The sequence below is a fragment of the Thiomonas sp. OC7 genome (assembly GCF_900634595.1).
Classification (GTDB): Bacteria; Pseudomonadota; Gammaproteobacteria; order Burkholderiales; family Burkholderiaceae_C; genus Thiomonas; species Thiomonas arsenitoxydans.
On sequence record NZ_LR131953.1, the window covers coordinates 558,266 to 576,075 of the forward strand.

The following is a 17,810-nucleotide window of genomic DNA, read 5'->3' on the forward strand; positions in this document are numbered from 1 at the left end:
TTCCGTGACGTGCGTGATCAAGTGCGGTCCCACGACGTGAGGGCGCGATAGAAACCCGGGCTGAAGCGCGAGTGGTTGCGGATCCGGCGCAGCCACCCGATCGGCACGAGCACAAGCAGATACAGCAGGAAGGACAAGGTCTTGAGCAGCATGGTGATCTCCTTGGGTCGGCGTTAGTCGAGCGGAATCGCCTCGCGCCAGTCGGTTTTTTCCTCGAACGCGGGCTGGTCCGCACGCACGAGCACATGAGAGCCAAGCACAAGCACGTCCATCTCGGTGCGCATGAAGCACGCGTATGCCTCTTCCGGCCGGCACACGATCGGCTCGCCGCGCACATTGAACGACGTATTGACGAGCACCGGACAGCCGGTGCGGCGCTTGAACGCGCGCAACAGCCGCGCGAATGCGGGACTGCTTTCGTCGGTCACCGTCTGCACGCGTGCCGACAGGTCCACGTGCGTGATCGCGGGCAGCGTCGAGCGCACGTCGTTGATGCTGCCGAGCCCGCGACTCTGGCCGCCGGGGCGGCGCGACTGCTCGGTCTTGATCGTGTCTGCAACCTCGGACACGATCAGCATGTACGGGCTCTCCTCGCGGATGTCGAAGTAGCGCGTCGCATCCTCGAGCAGCACAGCAGGCGCGAATGGCCGAAACGATTCGCGATACTTGATCTTGAGATTCATCTTGCGCTGCATGGTCGCGTCGCGCGGGTCGCCGATGATCGATCGGGCGCCGAGCGCGCGCGGCCCGAACTCCATGCGGTCCTGGAACCAGCCGACCACCGCGCCATCCGAGAGATGACGCGCGACCTCATCGAACAGCGCATCCCCTTCGAGACGCGTGTAACGATAGCCCTGGCCGTCGAGGAATGCAGCGATCTTGTCGTCGTCGAAGTGCGGGCCGAGTAGCGCGCCGCTCATCGCGTCGGTGCGCGCGGTGCCGATGTGCGGTCGGCCGTCGAGCTTCGCGGCGATGTCCATCGCCGCGCCGAGCGCGCAGCCGGCGTCACCGGCAGCCGGCTGGATCCACAGTGCATCGAATTCGCCCGAGCGGCTCAGCACACCGTTCGCGACGCAGTTAAGCGCGACGCCGCCCGCCAAGCACAGGTTACGCTCGCCGGTCTGCTTGACCGCGGCGCGCGCGAGCCCGAGCACCACCTCCTCAGTCACCTTTTGCACCGATGCCGCGAGATCGCAGTCTCGCTGGGAAATCGGGCTCTCGGGCCGGCGGATCGGCGCGCCGAACAGCTTCTCGAACGCGTCGCCGACCATCCGCTCGCCCTTCAGGTAGTCGAAGTAGCGCATATTCAGCGTGAACGAACCGTCTGGGCGGATGTTTATCAGCTCGTTGCGGATAGTGTCTGCGTAGATCGGGTCGCCGTACGGCGCGAGGCCCATCAGCTTGTATTCGCCGGAATCGACCTTGAAGCCACAGTAGTACGTGAACGCCGAATAGAAGAGTCCGACCGAGTGCGGGTACGAGATCGAATTCAGCAGGCGCAGCGACGTGCCGTCGCCACGCCACACGGTCGTCGAGTGCCATTCGCCGATGCCGTCGATGCATAGCACGGCTGCACTCTCGAACGGGGACGGGAAGAATGCGGCTGCCGCATGCGAACGGTGATGCTGCGAGGCGATCACCTTCGGCGCATGCCCAAGACCGAGCTGCGCGATCTCGCGGTCAATGTGCTTGATCACTCTGCGCTTCCAGCGCAGCCACTCAGGTATCGTGCGCACGAACGCATGTGCGCCGCCTATACCGGCGCTCGCGAACGACGACATGACGCGCGAGAACTTCTCCTTGGGATCCTCGTAGTAGACGATCGCCGTTAGGTCGCCGAGATGGATACCCGCTTCGTCGAGGCAGTAGCGGATCGCGTTCCCTGGAAATCCCGGATCGTGACGCACCCTCGTGAAACGCTCCTCCTGGGCGGCGGCGATAGGCACGCCGTCGCGGATTAGCGCGGCCGCGCTGTCGTGATAAAAGGCCGATATACCTAGTATATGGTTGGTCATGTCGTCGTGACTGTAGACTGATAGATTGCTTGAGTTGGAGACGCGAGCGAGGCTGGCACCACTACGATAGCCGACCGTGGGCCGCTGCGTCCTGCCCTACGACGGGCCGAGACGCCCTACGACGGGCCGAGACGATGCATGCGCAGCTGAGTCGCCGCGTCCCTTTGCGACGAGTCCGAGCAGCGCAGGCACCAGCGAGACAACGAGCACCACGCTCATCGCGACGTTGAACGCGCGCAGCGCACGCGGCCTCGCGAGATAGCGCCGTAGGAACGTCCCGAAGAACACCCAGACCAATGAGCAAGGCGAGCCGAACACGCAGAACAGCAGCGCGATCACAAACACGTCGAGTGCATACGAACCCGACACCGATGCATACGTCAACACAGCGCCGACGGCCATCACCCATGCCTTCGGGTTCACCCACTGGAACAACGCAGCGGACATCACGCCGAGCGGCGCCGCCGTTTTGGCATTGAAGTCGACGGTCGACGCAGTCGCGATGCGGTACGCTAGATACAGCATGTAGACGGCCCCGACGACCTGCAGCACGTCGTGCAGCGACGGATAGCGATGGAACGCCACGCCCGCACCGAGCCCTACCGCGATCAGCATCAGCGGAAAGCCGATGTTGATCCCAATGACGTGGCGCATCGTGCGCGCGGCGCCGAAGTTCACGCCCGACGACATCAGCATCACGTTGTTCGGACCGGGCGTCACGCAAGTCGAGATCACGAATAGAATAATCGACAGATAATCCATCGCGATTCGCCTCCGTTCAGCGATAGTCTTCAAGACTGCCGCGCCTACGGATGTCCACTGACACGCAGTGAAACCCGCCACTCAGGCTGCGCGCATGACGCATGCTCAGCGCCGCGACGTCAACGCGATGCTTCTCGAGAGCGCGGATCAGCGGCAGCTGCCGATCGTTCACGACCGCGAGCGAAGGGTTGACCATGATGAAATTCATCCCCTGCCAGATTGACGCGCGCGGATACGACCAGCAGTACCCAGTATCGACCATCTCGGGACACCAGATCACTTCCCAATTGCGGAAGATCGTCGGCACCTGTTCGCGCGTGATCCGCTCGGGATTCAGCACGACGAGGCCGGGCCGCACGAGCGTGATCGTCGTGTCAATGTGGGTACCGTCGTACAGCCCTTCGATCGCGTGCACGCGGTAGCCGTCGCCAAGCGTGCGCCGCAGCCATTCGAGGCCGAGGCGATTGCCGCTCCTCGACACGAGGTACAGGATGTCGCGGCCCATTCGGATCACGTTCGCTGCGTCAAACACCGGCTCCAGGTTCGCGAGGATCGAGCCGTCGGGCGGGTTCGCACGGTACGTCGCGTCGCGCAGCTGCGGACGCGGTGCCGCGATCCACCGCGCGCCACTCGCGAAATAGTCGAGCAAATGAGAGCGGTACGCGTGCGACTCGAAATAGCGGCTGCGCAATGCCATCGGCGTCTCTATGATTGTGTCGCCGACCGGCAGCAGCACGTCGCGCGGACAGTAGTTATACTCGCCGTCCGTGCACCAATCAGGCGTGCCGAACGTCGACGTGTGATCGGTCGGCTCCGGGCGGCGCACCGTCACGCCTTGCCCACGCAAGAATTCGGCGAACGCGTCGAGGTCTTCCGCTGCCTCAGCGAGCACCTGTTCCGGATACGGACCCGATGGAATCCCTTCGGCGCGCGCGTGATGCTCGGCATAGTCAAGTGCATAGAGACCCGGGTCGGGGCACGGCACCTGTGCGCCATCCGTGATCCCGACGATCATCTCCTCCAGTGGATCCCATTCGTTGTGTACGTTGACAAGTGACATTGCATGGCCTCGTGGGTTGTCGGTCGGCGATCCGCTCAGGCAGTGCGCGCAACCGGGGCATGGTGAAACAAGTCCGAGGCGGGCGACACTGCGTCAGCGGTCGATTCCAGGGACATCAAGCGCCGCACGCCAAGCTTGCCGAGCCAGCGCTCGCGGCGGCTCGGCAACGGCGCGAGCGACTCGTAGCCGACTCGGATCCGCTCCCAGCTATCGACCGCTGCGCCATGCGCCGCCGTCTGGCGCATGTACGCGTCAATCGCATCGACCGCCCACGCGGAATGGCCGGTCGATACGTTGTCGATCGTGTTGTGAAGATCGACGAACTCGGTTCTAAAGCCGTAGTGACGCAGGAAGCGCCGCGCGCTTCGGTAGCTGCCACCGACTCCCGACAGCTCCATCGCGAGGTTCATCCCGAGGATCTCCGGCATGAACGTGCGCGGCAACTTACCGAGGCACAGCCAGTAGACCGGCAGACGAAACGACTCATTGCGAAAGCGCGGATCGTGCGCGAATGCGCGGCTGCCGGTCGGCGGCAGTTCGATGCCGATGTCGCGCAGCCCGTCGCGATAGATCTTCGGATGGTTCAGTGCGAGAAGGCCGTTGCCGAGCTCGTCCCAGTAGGTCTGGAAAAGCGCGAAGCCTACCTGCGACGCGGCGAGCCGCCAGTCGCTGAACCCCTGTAGCCACGAGCCGTCGATCAGCGTCAGCGGCGCGAGCTGCAGCGTCGAATCGATGACTTCCTCGCGCGTCGGCAGGTTAGCCGGATCGCTGCGCTCGAATTCGAGCGCGTGCCGATCATGCTGGTCGAGCAGCCATGCGCGCAAAGCGCCCACGCACCACGTTGCTGGCAGCCCGTGGTCGGCACGATGCAGCGAGCGCGCGGCGAGCGCCAGCCAATCGCGTACATAGCGTTCCGCGAGCTGCCGCGTGCGCGGCGCGAGCGCCCTGCCCTGTAGCACGAAATACAGTTCGCGCAAGCTCGACGGCGCACTGCCAAGCGCCGAGTCGGCGACGGCCAGCGACAGCCCAGGTTCCGGCTCCAGTTCCGGTTCGGCAGCCGCCGCGCTGGGTGCTACGGCGATCGCATCCGACGCGTCGGCCAGCGAATCGATCCAGCGGCGGATGATCGCGACATCGTCGTCGCTGAACACGCGGAACATCCGTCCGCCCGGGCCGATCAGCGTCGTCACGAGCGGACTGCGCTTCTCGTGGCCGGGCACGACGAGGCGGCTTTCCGCGAGCGCGTCGATGAGCGGTTCCGGATCGCGCAGCGCGTCCTTGAACCAGTCGGACAGCGCGCGCCCGCCGAGCTTGTACTCGTGGTGATAGACCATCGCTTCGCGGGCGCGCTGCTGCATCAGCCGCACCATCGCAAGCCGCGGCGACGCCGCGTGTGCGGCCGCGCGTTCGATGAATGTGTCCCACACGCGCAGCGCGCCGAACGTCCACCCGAGCATGCGCGCGATGCGCTCGCGGGCGACCGTGTCGTGCGCCGCATACTGCTCAACCGCCCAGCGCGACTGTGCACTCGCGTCGAGCCCCTCCACGCGGCCGACAGACGTGCGCAAGTCGAGCGCCCGCACGTCGAATGCGTGCCCCGGCGCGGTGCCGAGCGCTGCCCAGCACGGCAACAGGCCGATCGAGCGAAACGCAAGATCGACTGCTGCGAGTTCGGGGCCGAACGCGTCCGCACGGCGGCTCATCGCGAGCAGCAACGCGGGCAAGCGGAACGCTTCATCGTCGATCGACGCGAGCGTCGACAGCTCGAACGGCTCGAGTGCGACATCCGCGAGCGCGGCGGCGCGCAACAGCGCCTTGAAGCAGTCGTAGCGCGATGCCTCGGGCCGGCCGACGCCGACTTCGCCCGCATGCAGCGCCATGATGCGCAAATGCACGTCATCCTCGAACACGCCTGGCGCGCTCATGCCCTGTAGCCATGCGCCGAGCACCGACGCGAGCGGCGCCGATTGCACGAGGATCGCGCTGGCGAGCGCCGCGCCGCCGCCGGTGCGGTGCGCGTCGTTCGCGAGTTGCCGCCAGCCGTCGCGTCGCACTTCGCGCCACGCGGCAATCTCGCCGATCTGCGCGGAAAATTCCTGCGCATGCCGACCTGGCTCGACGGTACAAGGTCCCGCGAGCCGCGCGCGAATGCGCCGGTCGTCGATAAAGGCTTCCGGATCGGTCGCCAGTCGATATATCTCACGCCACATTTCGGGCCTCTGAAGGTTGCAGCAATCCGGACGGCTGCCCGTGCAGCCGCCTGCTCGTCACGCGATGCGCGTGCCGGGATCAGAACATCGGGTAGATCGACGAATCGGCCTTCTTCTTTTTCTTGCCGAACAGTTGGCCGATTCGGGAGAAGAGTCGTTTGAACAGATTCATGGCCTGCCTTTCAGATGACGTCGAGAATGAGCTTCGAAACGAAGTCATGCCCCTGGTCGGTGAAATGGATGCGGTCGACGAACAACCACTGCTCGGGTTTCAGCGCCTCTGCGATGAACGGGGTGATGTTGACGAACTTCACGCCGAGTTGCGACGCGCCGTCGCTCAATTTCGCTGCATACAAGCTGCACACGTCGCGTGTGAGGATGTCGCCGTACACGTCGCTGAAGCGGCCAGCACGGTCGAGCTCCGCAAACAGCGCCTCCTCCTGTGCGCTGCCCTTCGGGCGGATCCATCCTGCAAGCGGCTGCAGGATGAAGGTGAGCTTCGCGCCCTGGTCCGCCGCAAGTGCGCGCCACACGTCCATATGACGCAGCGTGAGATCTGCCGCGTAATCGATCTGCGCATCGATAGAAGGCGGCAGCTCGACCGGCTCTCCCACGTCACTGCGGCCGAACAGCGACAAGCCCTTGCGACGACCGGCCGGTTCGCGGCGGAACGCGTCGAAGAACTGGTTGCAGTTGAAGAATGCGCCGTGCTCGAGCCGGTTCTGGCTCGGCTGCCGCGCGAGCCCCAGGTTGTTGAAGCCGGAGAACAGCACGATCTCCTCGATCTTAGGCAACAGATGGCGGTACAGCGTGAACAGGATCAGCTCCTGGGTGGAGTTGAAGCTGCGCCCGCCAAAGTTCAGCCACGGCGCGCCGCGCCGGTCGTTCTCCGATAGCCGCGACGACAGCGTCCAACAATCGGCACTCGCGCCGATGCCGAACACCGTCGAACTGCCGGCGAGCAAGCGTGCGGACGGAATGCCGGCGTGATCCGCGACCGAGTAGCGGACGCCGCCGCGCTCCGAGTAGCGGAATCCGCTCGAGTCGGTGTTGATGGCCGACGAGCGATGTTCTGCAGGATGGAAGTACATCAGATACGGCAACCAACGGACTTCTCCACCGTCCGTGAATTTCTTCTCATAATCCGCCATTTGCGGCGTCAATTCCTCGCGAGCACTCACTGGCATCCCTCTAGATTACTATTTCTTATCTATCAAGTGACGACTCAGGATCCATTAAACTCAAATCAAATGCAAATAGACCCTGCGCGAATCGAATTCAATCAATTAAAGGCAATGAAATTCACTGCGAATATATAAAACGCGAGCCCGGCAGCAATCGCCAATAGCGCATTCCTGGATTTCCAGTAAATCAGCACCGACAGTGCCAGCGCCACCAAATCGGGAAGACCGTACGGATAACGTGTCACATCCTTGTCTTTCAGCGTATACAGTACAAGCAGGATCATGACACCTGGCGGCATGCGTTCTCCGATATATCGGAGGTACCCGTTTTTTCCAAGATGCTTCATCAACAAAATCGGCGTATAACGCAGGCCGATTGTGACAACAGAAATCGTGATTATTACGGAAAATGCACGCAAATCACTCGTCACCGTCTTTTTCTCCGGAAATATAAAACAAAGTCAGTATCGCGAGATAAACCACCAGACCGACGAACAGGAACGATTCGCGGTAGAGCCACTTTTCGCTCGCGAATGCCCCGGCGCTCGCGAGCGCCGCGGCACCGATCAGCCGCACTGTGCCCTTTGTGCGTACTGCGTCGACCGCGAGGATCACGAACATCGCCGTCAGCGCAAAGCCGAAGCCCTTGATGCTGCTCGGAATCGCGAGCCCCGTCAGCGCGCCGAGCAGCGCGCCGCCAACCCACCACACGTGGCTGATAATCTGTAGCGCCGTGATCTGGAAACCGTTCAGCTTCGCCCCTTCGCCTGCCGAAGTGATCGCGTACGTCTCATCGGTCAGTGCGAAGATGCCGTACACCCGCTGCGCGGCTGTGCGCAGCCTCGTGTACGGAAACGACAGTCCGTAAAACACATGACGGAAATTGACGATCAACGCGGTCAACGCCACCAGCGGCAGCGCCATCCCCGAGACCATCATGCTCACTGCCAGAAACTCGATCGAGCCTGCAAAGATCATCAGCGCCGATAGCGGCGCCCAGTACCACGGCACCTTGCTCGTCACGAGAAACACGCCAAACGCGATCCCGAGTGGCACGTACGCCATCGCCACTGGGATCGACAGTCGGAAGGATTGGTAGAACTGCTCCGACTTCGGCAGCACCATCACGAATGACTTCGATTCGACACTCACGCTTTCTGGCTCTCCATCGCTCGACAGCGCCCGCTTCGCGCATGCGCCCCCCCAATAGCATGCGCACCCGCGATCGCGCCGCCGCCGATTCCTCCCTCCCAGATCGCCGCATGCGGCGCGAAGTCAAGTCTGTCGATCTCGCGCAGCCATAAGTCCCGAGCACTCCTGGCACCATCACCCACACCATGCCGCGGCGCACGACAAACGTCTGCCGCGTATCGGCGTTCCAGCGCGTGCGCACCGTCCTTTTCCAGTTGGAACATCCAGACTTCCCGCATTTGGTCCTCCTTGCTGCTCGGCTCGTTCGTCACTTTTCCGAAAGCCTGTGGTGCCAATTATTCGGCTAGCATGCGTACAGTGGAATGAACAGCACCGAACAATCATTCACAAAGTGTTCGGTCGTTTCACTGAACACTTCGTCCGCCCTCACTCACGGTGGTGATGAATGAAACTTGCACTTGATACGATGGCTGGCGTCCCGCTGAATGAGCAACTGGCTCACCAACTCGAACAGATGATCCGCTCGCGGCATTTGCGCAGCGGCGTGAAACTGCCGTCGATCCGCAAGATGGCGGCCGACCAGGAGATCAGCCGCTTCCCCGTCGTCGAAGCGTACGGCGTGCTCGCCGCCCGCGGACTGATCCGGCCCCGTCACGGATCCGGCTTCTATGTGACCGACCGGTTCGACAGCAGCGCACACGCCGGCGGCACGGATCTGCGGGTCGCCGAGGAAGAATCGAGTCACATCCTCTCTCAGTTCGCTTCGACCGACGATCGCGTCAAACTGTCGAGTGGCTTCCTGCCGGCGGCTTGGCGCGACGTTGACGGGATCGCACAGGCCGTGCGCCACGTCGTGCGCAGCGACGCGGCGAACCTGGTCGACTATGCGCAGCCGCAGGGCGATCCGCTGCTGCGACAGCATCTGAGCAGGCACCTCGCGCCGCTCGGCATCAACGCGCAGCCGCAGCAGATTCTCGTCACGCACAGCGCGAGCCAGGCGCTCGATCTCGTCGTGCGCCTGCTGCTGAAGCCGGGCGACACGGTGTTCGTCGAGGATCCGGGCTACTTCAACCTATTCGGTCTGCTGAAGCTGCACGGTGTGAACCTCGTGGGCGTGCCGCGCCGCGCGATGGGGCCGGACGTCGAGATGACCGAGGCGCTGCTGCGCGAACATCGTCCGAAGCTGTTCTTCGTCAATACTGTGTTCCACAACCCGACCGCGACGAACATTGCACCGCAGGTCATGTTCCGGCTGCTGCAGCTCGCTCACCAGCACGGTTTCACATTCGTCGAGGACGACGTCTACGCGGACTTCGAAGCGACACCCTCGCAGCGGCTCGCGACGCTGGACCAGCTCGAACGCGTGGTCTACCTCGGCGGATTCTCGAAGGCGTTGTCGTCGTCGCTGCGGGTAGGCTACCTGGTCGCACGCCCCGATCTGATCAAGCCGTTCATCGAGCTGAAGGCGCTCACCAGCATGGGTGGCGCGCGGATCGCAGAGAGCATCGTCGCGTTGCTGCTCGAGCGCGGCACGCACCGCAAGCATCTGGAGCGGCTGCGCAGGCGTCTCGCACAGGCGTCGGCCAATGCAGTTACGCGGTTACGTCAGTCAGGCTGGGAAGTGTACGAGCAGCCGAGCGGCGGCATGTTCCTGTGGGCGTGCGTACCAGGTGTGGAGGATTCCGCAGTGCTGTGCGATGCCGCACGCACGTTCGGGCTCGACCTCGCGCCGGGACGCGAATTTCGGCCGAATGGGGAGGCGACGCCGTGGGTGCGGCTCAACGTGGCGGCGGCAAGCAACCCGCTGGCCGAGCCGTTCATCAACGCAGCGGGCAGGCTTGCGCGGGGGGCGTGATGGGCGCGCTTGCAGGAGTTCGCGGAAACCGCGTGCTGTCTGACCAATATAGGAGCAAGGGTGTTGTTTGCACATTCAGGGTGTCGGGCGCAGCCTGACCAAGAGCCGGGGAGAGGCTGGAGCGCACGCGGCAGGTGACACCCCGGCCTACCTTGCCCCCACCCTTCTGCTGTTCTATGTTGTCGCGAGCCGACACAGCATGGGTTAAAACACTACCCGTAGTTGATTGCACTGGGTCAGTACCCTACATTTAGCGCATGCACGCCGTCATCGCCACTGCAATTGCTACAGCCCGTGTCGCTACTGAGCGCCCTATTCAGCGACATCGTCCTGGGTTAGGGGCAGTGCTGGGCATTGGCCTCGGCTTGGTTTTGTTTTCGGGAGGCGCCGCGACTCTGGCGGGTACGGCCTGGGCGATCATCACACTGGTCACGGTCATCATCGGGAGCAAAGAGACCTTCGCCACCGTCCCGCGACTGTGGGTAAGCCAACAGCTTGAGTTGGTGCGTGCCAATGTCGCCCTGATGGTCGCGTCTTTGCTGGCCGCGCCAATCTTTTCGGTTAGCGTGTCCAGCATGCTGTTGTCTTTATGGCTGCGCCCGCAAGCCTTGACAAGCAGGGCGACTCCACGCCAGACGGTACGTTGCGGCCATCGCCGCATTGCTCATATCGCCCTCACCGCGCGCGTCGTCCCGGCGCCCATCGCCCGCGCCTAGACGCGGGCTGCATTCCCCCATCCTCATCACTGCACTCTGCAGCCCGCGTCAGCCGATCCGATTGTTTTCTGCTCGGAGGTTGACGACAGGTGCACGCTCTGCCGTGGGCCATGCCGTCGCCGACTTCCCGAATGTGTTTCGTTCGAGGGTTGACGCGATGTTTGATACAAGAACGATGTTCGAGGCCATGCTCATGCAAGGCGCCTCTTTGGTCATGTGGCTGGACGATGACTATCTCAAAAAGAACCTTGGATATGACACCGTCAAGGCTGCCCAACGGCGCCGTGAACGCGGCGACTTCCCGGCCACAACGACCATCGGCGGTCGTGTGGCCGTGTTGCTGCCTGACCTAGCCGAGTGGCTATGTCGGAAAAGTGTTCTGGGCTCAGCTCCTGAGCACACCCCGCCCGCATCCCCGCAGGACGCCACCATACCCTCAGCAAGGCGCCGGGGCCGACCGCGCCTGCATGCAGGCTCCGCCTGCCCAGGATCGCGCGATGGAGGCCAAGCATGAGGCCGCGCGCAGTTCTGCACCGCAGCGCAACGCCCCTGGCCCGTGAACGCCTGCCCGACGCGCAGGACTACTTCAACCGCGAGCTGGACACGCTGCACGGGCGCGGCCCGTGGCGTAGTGCACTGTGCCCCTTCCATACGGAGCGCACCCCATCCTTGCGCGTGCATGTCGAGACCGGCGCGTTTCGCTGCATGGCCTGTGGCGCGCATGGCGGCGACCTGATCGCCTTTCACATGCAACGCCGCAACGTGGATTTCAAGACCGCGTGCATCGCACTCGGTTGCTGGACAGGAGGACGTCGTCATGCTTGACGCAGATGTCATTCAAGAAACACCCCAGCACGCTGCACGCCGCCTGGTCGCTGGGATGATGGCACCAGGCGCGCAGCTCGAAGCCTTGCATGCCTACACCGATCCGCAGGGACACCCGATTTACTGGCGCATTCGGGGTAGGCAGGTCAATGGTGAAAAGCTGATCAGGCCGATGCACGCCTTACCCGATGGTGGCTTCGAGCTGGGCGAGCCCCCCGCCCCAGTATCCGGGAAGTGGCTGTATCGTCTGCACGACCTGGCGCGCAACCCAGAGGCGCAGGTGATCGTTTGCGAAGGCGAGAGGGCTGCGGACGCGCTGGCGCAGCTTGGGCTGATCGCCACCACCAGCGGGAGCGCATCGAGCGCTGCAGCCGCCGATTGGACACCGCTGCAGGGCCGCGATGTGCTGATCTGGCCTGACCATGACAAATCCGGCGCGCAGTATGGCCGCGATGTTGCCCACAGGCTGCAGGCGATGGAGTGCAACGTGCGCATCGTTGACGTCGTCGTGCTGAACTTGCCGCCGAAGGGCGATGCAGTTGAATGGCTGGCCGCGCATCCCGACGCCACCGCCGCCGATGTGCTTGGGTTGCCGGTTTTGTCTGCGCCCATCCCTGCGACCGTTGCGACATCTGCGACACCGCAACTGCCGCCGCTGCCCGTTCCGCAGGCCCAGGGGCGCGCCCGCGACCTGTTGATGCCGCAAGCCGAAGGCAGCGACACGCCCTATCCCATCGAGGCCCTGGGGCCGCTGGCCGATGCTGCGCGCGCATTAGCCGGAGGCGCGCAAGTTTCTCCCGCCATGGCCGGGCAATCGCTGCTGGCCGCCGCCGCGTTGCTGGCGCAAGGCGTGGCGAATGTGCGCACACTCGCGGGAGCCGTTGCACCGCTGAGTCTGTACTGCTTGACGATTGCGGCCAGTGGCGACGGGAAAGACTCGGCAGACCGCCCCGCGATGAGCCCGATCCATGACGCGCAGCGAGAGCAAGGCAAGCGCTACACCGAAAGCATGGCCGCATTCGAGGATGCCCGGGCCGCCCGCAAGAAAGGCGACCCGCCGCCTGAGCCTCCCGGTCCCGCCCCGTATCGCATCGCCGCTGATCTGACCATCGAAGGCATGCGCCGTAGTTTTGCCGAAGGCGTCTCCACACAAGGACTCTTCAGCACAGAGGCCGGTGCCGTGCTGGCCGGGCATGCTATGACACCCGAGCAGCGCACCAAGACTGCCGCGAACCTGTGCGGCCTGTGGGACCGTGGACATCTGTCTGTCGTTCGCGCTGGAGGGGGCCGCACCGAGCGCTACGGGGTTCGCCTGTCTGCACACCTGCTGATTCAGCCAGCCGCCCTGGGGGATGTGCTCACCGACGAAACCCTGTCGGGCATGGGTTTCTGGCCGCGCTTTCTACTGGCCTGGCCTGCGCCGCTGGCCCCGCGTGTGTTCAGACCCTGGCGACCCGACGCCAGCCCGGCAATTCTGCGCTACTGGGCAGACTGCAAGCGCCTGCTGTCCCTGCCTCTGCCTGACGATTGCGACAGCCTGCCGGTGATCGAACTGAATGCGCAAGCCACCGAGCGCATGGCCACGTTTTTTGAGGGCATGGAACGCGAGGGGCGGCAAGGCGGGCTGCGCGACGTGCAGCCCTTCGCGTTGCGCGCCACGGAGCAGGCTTGCCGCATCGCTGGGGTACTGGCCTGCTACGCCGGTCAGGATGTGATTGACGACCCGACCGCCGCCTATGGCGCCGCTCTGGCCGCGCACAGCCTGGACAACTGGCAAGCTGCGCTGTCCGGCAAGGCTGACCCAGGGCCAGAACGGGCGTTGACGCTTTACCGCTGGCTCGTGGAGCGTGTGGGCTGGGTCGGACTGCGGGACATCTCCCGTCTCGGCCCCAACAGTGTGCGTGCCGCCGACCGGCGCGACACAGCACTCGACCGGTTGGAAGCGCTGGGGCTGGTGGAGGTCGACGGCGCCGCCGTCAAAGCTGCAGGAGTTGACCATGCGCGCCACTGATCTGGTCAAACGCATCTGGGGTGCCCCACCCCTTGCGACCGTTGCGACAACTGCGACAAGGGGCGTTGTGTCGCAACTGTCGCAGTTGTCGCAAGACGCTGCGGATCGAACATCGCACCACGTTGTCGCATCTGTCGCAACGGTCGCAGGCACACCGACTCCACAAAACCACTCTGCCCTGCCCGATCTGCTGGCGCGGCATGGCGATGCCAGCGCGCATGGTGTGCGATGGGACACACTGGAGTTGACCGACGCCACTGCATCGACCCTGTGGGTCGTCCTCGCCCCACGCGGTCTGACGGTGCTGGCAACGACAATGCCGATCCGCACGCCCTTGAGCTATGCCGCCGCCTGGCCTGCCCGCTCTCTCACACCGGAGCCTATGGCCGATGCTGCACCAGTGAGCGCAGAGCAATCTGCCGTCGACACCATCGCTCGCGCCATGCAGAGCTGCTGGGCCTGCCGTCACCTGGCCACGCTGGCGCGATTGAATGACCGCACACCAGCCTGCGCCCAAGGACATGCGTTGGTGTGGCGCGTCATCCATCCAGGACGACGCACCACGCCCAGCCGAGCGCGCGACCCGACCGGAGCGTGCCCAGATCGCGCGCCCCCTGCAAATCGGAGCAGTCCACCAAAGGACTGAACCCGGACGCTCTGGCAACCGTGTTCAGCTGGGGGCAAGGTAAGCCTAGGTTTCACCTGGCGCTCGCGCTTCAGGCGAAACCGGCGCTTGGTCAGGCTGCGCCCGACACCCAGTTTGCGCCGCGTTCGGCACTGCGTTTCTCACACGTTTTTGGAGTACGAACATGAACCAACCATCCACCCTCTTTGACCGCCTCGACCAAGCGGCGAAACTCTCCCGTCAGCTCACGGGCAAAGCCGCAGCGCGCACCGTCTGCGATGCGTTCGTGACCGAGCGTATCGCTGACATCAAGGAGCTGCACCAAAGCGGCGTGTCGCTGGCGCGTTATGCGCGACTCGTCGCCCCCGTACTTGGCGTGCGTCCGTCTGCGCTGCGGGACGCACTGCGCCGGGCGGGTTTTGCCGCTACAGCATTGGCAAGCGTGTCCGGAGCGGCCGCCACACCTGCCGCGCCCGCAGTCGAGCGGCGGCGTGCGGCAAGACCTGCAGCGTCATCCGTCCCCGCAAGTGCTGGCGTGCCCGGTCTGGAGTTGCCCGACTGGGCGGACGGGTCGGACCGGATGGCTGACGAATCCGAGGCGGACTACATCCTGCGCAAGCACATCGAGGGGCCGCCAGCCGCCGGATTCAAGGCCATTGGCGAATCACCCGCGGAACGCGCCGATGCGCTGCTCAAAGCCCTGGACTTTGGGGCTGCGGGTGTGACCGAGAGCGACCGCAAGATCGTCATCGCGCTCATCGAGCGCTGCGGCGCTGATGCCGTGGAGCGGCGCATCGACAGCGAGCGCAAGGCCTTGCCGCCGGGAGGCAAGCTCTACCCAAGCACGCTGCGCTCACGCATGACGGGCGACGGCCATGCGTGAGCGCACCACCCACCTGACTTTGCGCGCCACGCCAGCCGAGGCTGCGCTGATCCGCCATCTGGCCAATGCGGCTCTGCTGACGACCAGCGCTTACTTGCGCACCATGGCGCTGCGCGGCGATGCGCGGGTGGCCCGGCTGCAAACCCTGCACGCCGAGTTGCGGCGACAAGGCGGGCTGCTCAAGCATCTGGCCGCGCAAGGCCAGCTCGGCCGCAGCGCCCCGGAACAGGCACTGGCCGACTGGCGGGCCGCGGTGCGGCGCGTCTGCGAGGAGATGGACCATGCTCGCCAAGGTCATCGTCCGTAACTCCACGGCGCGGGGCTTTGGCGAAGCCGTGTGCTACATCGCCCGCGACAACCCCGACCAGGTCGCAGAACCCAGGCCCGGGATGGGTGCGCTCAACCTCGACTGTCCGCTGGACAGTCCAGAAGATCGCCAAAGCGCCATCGACATCCTCGACGCCACGGCTGCGGCGGCGCGCCACAAGACGGTACGCTCCCCCGTCTACCACGTCACCCTGGCCTGGCAGGAGGCCGAGCATCCCGAGCGCCAGCAGATCGACGCAGCGTGCGCGCACGTCCTGAAAACGCTGGGCTTCGAGGGGCACGATGCACTGTGGGCGCTGCACCGCGACACCGGCCACGATCATGTGCATCTGATCGTCAACCGGGTGCATGCCGACGGCCATACCGCCAAGGTGCCCAGGTTGGACTGGCTGCTCCTGGACAAAGCCATGCGCGAGATCGAGCTTGCGCAGGGCTGGCGACACAGCCCCGGCCCATATGTCACCGTGGATACGACTGCGGGGCCGGACGTGGTGCGCCTGAGCCGGCCCGAGCGGGCGCGGCGGGGCATGGGCCAGGACGGGCCGCAGCCCTCGCCAGCGGCGGCACAAACGTCGCACCGCGAGGGCGGCGCGGCCTCGTTCCAGGAATGGGTCGCAGGCGGTCCGGCGAAGGCGATCAAGGCCGTCATCGACACACCGGGGGCGAGCTGGGAGCGCGTGCATCAGCAGGCGGCGCGCTATGGGCTGCGCATCGAGCCGAAGGGTTCGGGCATGGTGGTGACGACGACGATGGACGATGGGCGCGTGCTGGCGGCCAAGGCGTCGCAACTGGGACGCTGGGCGAGCAAGGCGGCGCTGGAGAAGCGCCTGGGGCCGTACCAGCCGCCACAGGGAGCGCTGCCTGCGCCGGCAGCGACGTATCAGAAGGCGCTCGATGCGGACAAGGTGTATGGCAACGGCCAGGGGGCGCGGCGCGGGGTGGAGGCGGATGACCTGCGCTTTGCGCGTCGGGCCGAACGGGCGGCGGCACGCAAAGCGCTGGCCGCGCGATTCAAGGCGGAGCAGGATGCGGCCAGACGGGTGCGGCCTGCGCAGCGGGCGGCGCTGGTGCAGCAGCATCGCGCCGAGCGGGCGGGGCTTGCTGCGGGGCTGCGCGAGGAACGCAAGGCCCTGCCGGAGCAGGCGCGGCAGCGGGGCCAGCCGCTGCTCGTGGTGCAGTCGCTGTGGGCCATGCACGCGGCGCAGCAGCGCGAAGCCTTGCAAAAGCGCCAGGCCGCAGAACGCCGGGCGCTGTCGGCCAGGCAGCCGAAGGCCGAAGTCTGGCGCAAGTGGCTGGAGCGCGAAGCGGGACAGGGCGATGAAGCGGCACAGGCGGCGCTGCGCGGCATCCGCTACCGCGAGCAGCGCAACAGGAACAAGTCTCAGGATGGCATCGAGGGCGAGGAACTCGACCCGCTGCGCAAGCTCACCCTGGCTGGCCTTGCGGCGCAGATCGACCCCAAGCGCCAGCTCGTGCTGTACCGTGGCGCGGATGGACGGGAGAAGTTCACCGACACCGGCCCGCGCATCGTCCTGCACGACAAGGCCGATGACAGTCTGGAAGCCGCCCTGCGCATGGCAGGGCAGAAGTACGGTGGCAAGGTGGACATCACGGGCAGCGCGAAATTCAGGGAGCGTGCCGCCCGGCAGGCGGTGCGGCTAGGCATCGAGGTGGTGGACGCCGATCTGCAAGCCGTGGTGCAGGATGAACAGCGGCGTATGCGGGCGCAAATGACGCGCCATGTTCCGCGACTGGCAGGAGCAGATCACACCGTGCCGGTCATCCTAAACGCGCTGCACGCCGAGGCGGGCATACGGGCCGATCTGGACAAACTGTATGAGGCGATGCGCAGGCAATGGACTGCCATCGAGCGCGGCGGCGGTATCGAGTGGCTGCACAAATCACGCAACATCTACCACGCCAAGTGCGGCGAGTGGGCCGGGCTGGTCGAGCGCTATGTGACTGCCGGGGGCGACGCGGGGGCGCTACCCAAGTTGCCGCACGAACGAAGCAAGCGTCAGCACAGCATGGGAAGGTGAGTGTGACGGCTGATACGCCAAGGCGCGAGCGGAAATGCCAACGGGGGGACACCAGGGGTGCCCATCAAGGGGACGTTCCGGGGAAGTTTGGGATAATTTTGGGGGAACTTAGGGGGAATGCACCCCAAAAAATGCCCGTTTTGGAC

The 17,810-nt window shown here is 64.9% G+C and carries 15 protein-coding genes; 7 read left to right on the forward strand and 8 right to left on the reverse strand.

What is annotated here, in order from left to right:
- Positions 1–17: 17 nt before the first annotated feature.
- The 8 genes from BIO17B3_RS19335 to BIO17B3_RS02705 all read right to left on the reverse strand — a co-directional run bounded on the left by BIO17B3_RS19335 (position 18) and on the right by BIO17B3_RS02705 (position 8,383).
- A complete protein-coding gene (locus BIO17B3_RS19335; RefSeq protein WP_255421395.1) occupies positions 18–152 on the reverse strand; it encodes a hypothetical protein in 135 nt (44 codons plus the stop codon).
- A 21-nt stretch (positions 153–173) separates the two neighbouring features.
- The gene (locus BIO17B3_RS02675) at positions 174–2,015 is read right to left on the reverse strand and encodes a carbamoyltransferase (RefSeq protein WP_156052916.1); all 1,842 of its coding nucleotides are present in this window, start codon (positions 2,013–2,015) and stop codon (positions 174–176) included.
- Between the two features lie 96 nt (positions 2,016–2,111).
- Positions 2,112–2,777 (reverse strand): LysE family translocator, encoded by a 666-nt coding sequence (locus tag BIO17B3_RS02680; RefSeq protein ID WP_156052917.1) that lies wholly within the window; start codon positions 2,775–2,777, stop codon positions 2,112–2,114.
- Between the two features lie 16 nt (positions 2,778–2,793).
- Positions 2,794–3,837, reverse strand: a complete 1,044-nt coding sequence (locus BIO17B3_RS02685) for an inosamine-phosphate amidinotransferase 1 (protein WP_156052918.1) — start codon at positions 3,835–3,837, stop codon at positions 2,794–2,796.
- Positions 3,838–3,872: 35 nt separating this feature from the next.
- Complete coding sequence (locus tag BIO17B3_RS02690) at positions 3,873–6,047, reverse strand: iron-containing redox enzyme family protein (RefSeq protein ID WP_156052919.1); 2,175 nt, start codon at positions 6,045–6,047, stop codon at positions 3,873–3,875.
- Between the two features lie 182 nt (positions 6,048–6,229).
- Positions 6,230–7,228 carry an SGNH/GDSL hydrolase family protein gene (locus tag BIO17B3_RS02695; protein ID WP_156052920.1) on the reverse strand — a complete coding sequence of 333 codons (999 nt, stop codon included), beginning with the start codon at positions 7,226–7,228 and terminating at the stop codon, positions 6,230–6,232.
- Between the two features lie 101 nt (positions 7,229–7,329).
- Positions 7,330–7,662 carry a branched-chain amino acid transporter permease gene (locus BIO17B3_RS02700; RefSeq protein ID WP_156052921.1) on the reverse strand — a complete coding sequence of 111 codons (333 nt, stop codon included), beginning with the start codon at positions 7,660–7,662 and terminating at the stop codon, positions 7,330–7,332.
- Positions 7,652–8,383 (reverse strand): AzlC family ABC transporter permease, encoded by a 732-nt coding sequence (locus tag BIO17B3_RS02705; RefSeq protein WP_197737896.1) that lies wholly within the window; start codon positions 8,381–8,383, stop codon positions 7,652–7,654. The genes BIO17B3_RS02700 and BIO17B3_RS02705 overlap by 11 nt, the downstream gene beginning before the upstream one ends.
- 445 nt (positions 8,384–8,828) lie before the next feature.
- Between BIO17B3_RS02705 and BIO17B3_RS02710 the strand changes: the two genes are divergently transcribed.
- The 7 genes from BIO17B3_RS02710 to traI all read left to right on the forward strand — a co-directional run bounded on the left by BIO17B3_RS02710 (position 8,829) and on the right by traI (position 17,664).
- Positions 8,829–10,238, forward strand: a complete 1,410-nt coding sequence (locus tag BIO17B3_RS02710) for a PLP-dependent aminotransferase family protein (protein WP_156052922.1) — start codon at positions 8,829–8,831, stop codon at positions 10,236–10,238.
- A 257-nt stretch (positions 10,239–10,495) separates the two neighbouring features.
- Positions 10,496–10,954, forward strand: a complete 459-nt coding sequence (locus tag BIO17B3_RS02715; RefSeq protein ID WP_156052923.1) for a hypothetical protein — start codon at positions 10,496–10,498, stop codon at positions 10,952–10,954.
- A 510-nt stretch (positions 10,955–11,464) separates the two neighbouring features.
- Complete coding sequence (locus BIO17B3_RS02720) at positions 11,465–11,779, forward strand: CHC2 zinc finger domain-containing protein (RefSeq protein ID WP_156052924.1); 315 nt, start codon at positions 11,465–11,467, stop codon at positions 11,777–11,779.
- Positions 11,772–13,790 carry a DUF3987 domain-containing protein gene (locus BIO17B3_RS02725; protein ID WP_156052925.1) on the forward strand — a complete coding sequence of 673 codons (2,019 nt, stop codon included), beginning with the start codon at positions 11,772–11,774 and terminating at the stop codon, positions 13,788–13,790. Before BIO17B3_RS02720 ends, BIO17B3_RS02725 begins: the two co-directional genes overlap by 8 nt.
- Positions 13,791–14,599: 809 nt before the next feature.
- A complete protein-coding gene (locus tag BIO17B3_RS02730) occupies positions 14,600–15,298 on the forward strand; it encodes a hypothetical protein (protein WP_156052926.1) in 699 nt (232 codons plus the stop codon).
- A complete protein-coding gene (locus tag BIO17B3_RS02735; protein ID WP_156052927.1) occupies positions 15,291–15,605 on the forward strand; it encodes a mobilization protein in 315 nt (104 codons plus the stop codon). The genes BIO17B3_RS02730 and BIO17B3_RS02735 overlap by 8 nt, the downstream gene beginning before the upstream one ends.
- Positions 15,580–17,664 (forward strand): TraI/MobA(P) family conjugative relaxase, encoded by a 2,085-nt coding sequence (gene traI, locus BIO17B3_RS19410; RefSeq protein ID WP_156052928.1) that lies wholly within the window; start codon positions 15,580–15,582, stop codon positions 17,662–17,664. The genes BIO17B3_RS02735 and traI overlap by 26 nt, the downstream gene beginning before the upstream one ends.
- Positions 17,665–17,810 lie beyond the last annotated feature (146 nt).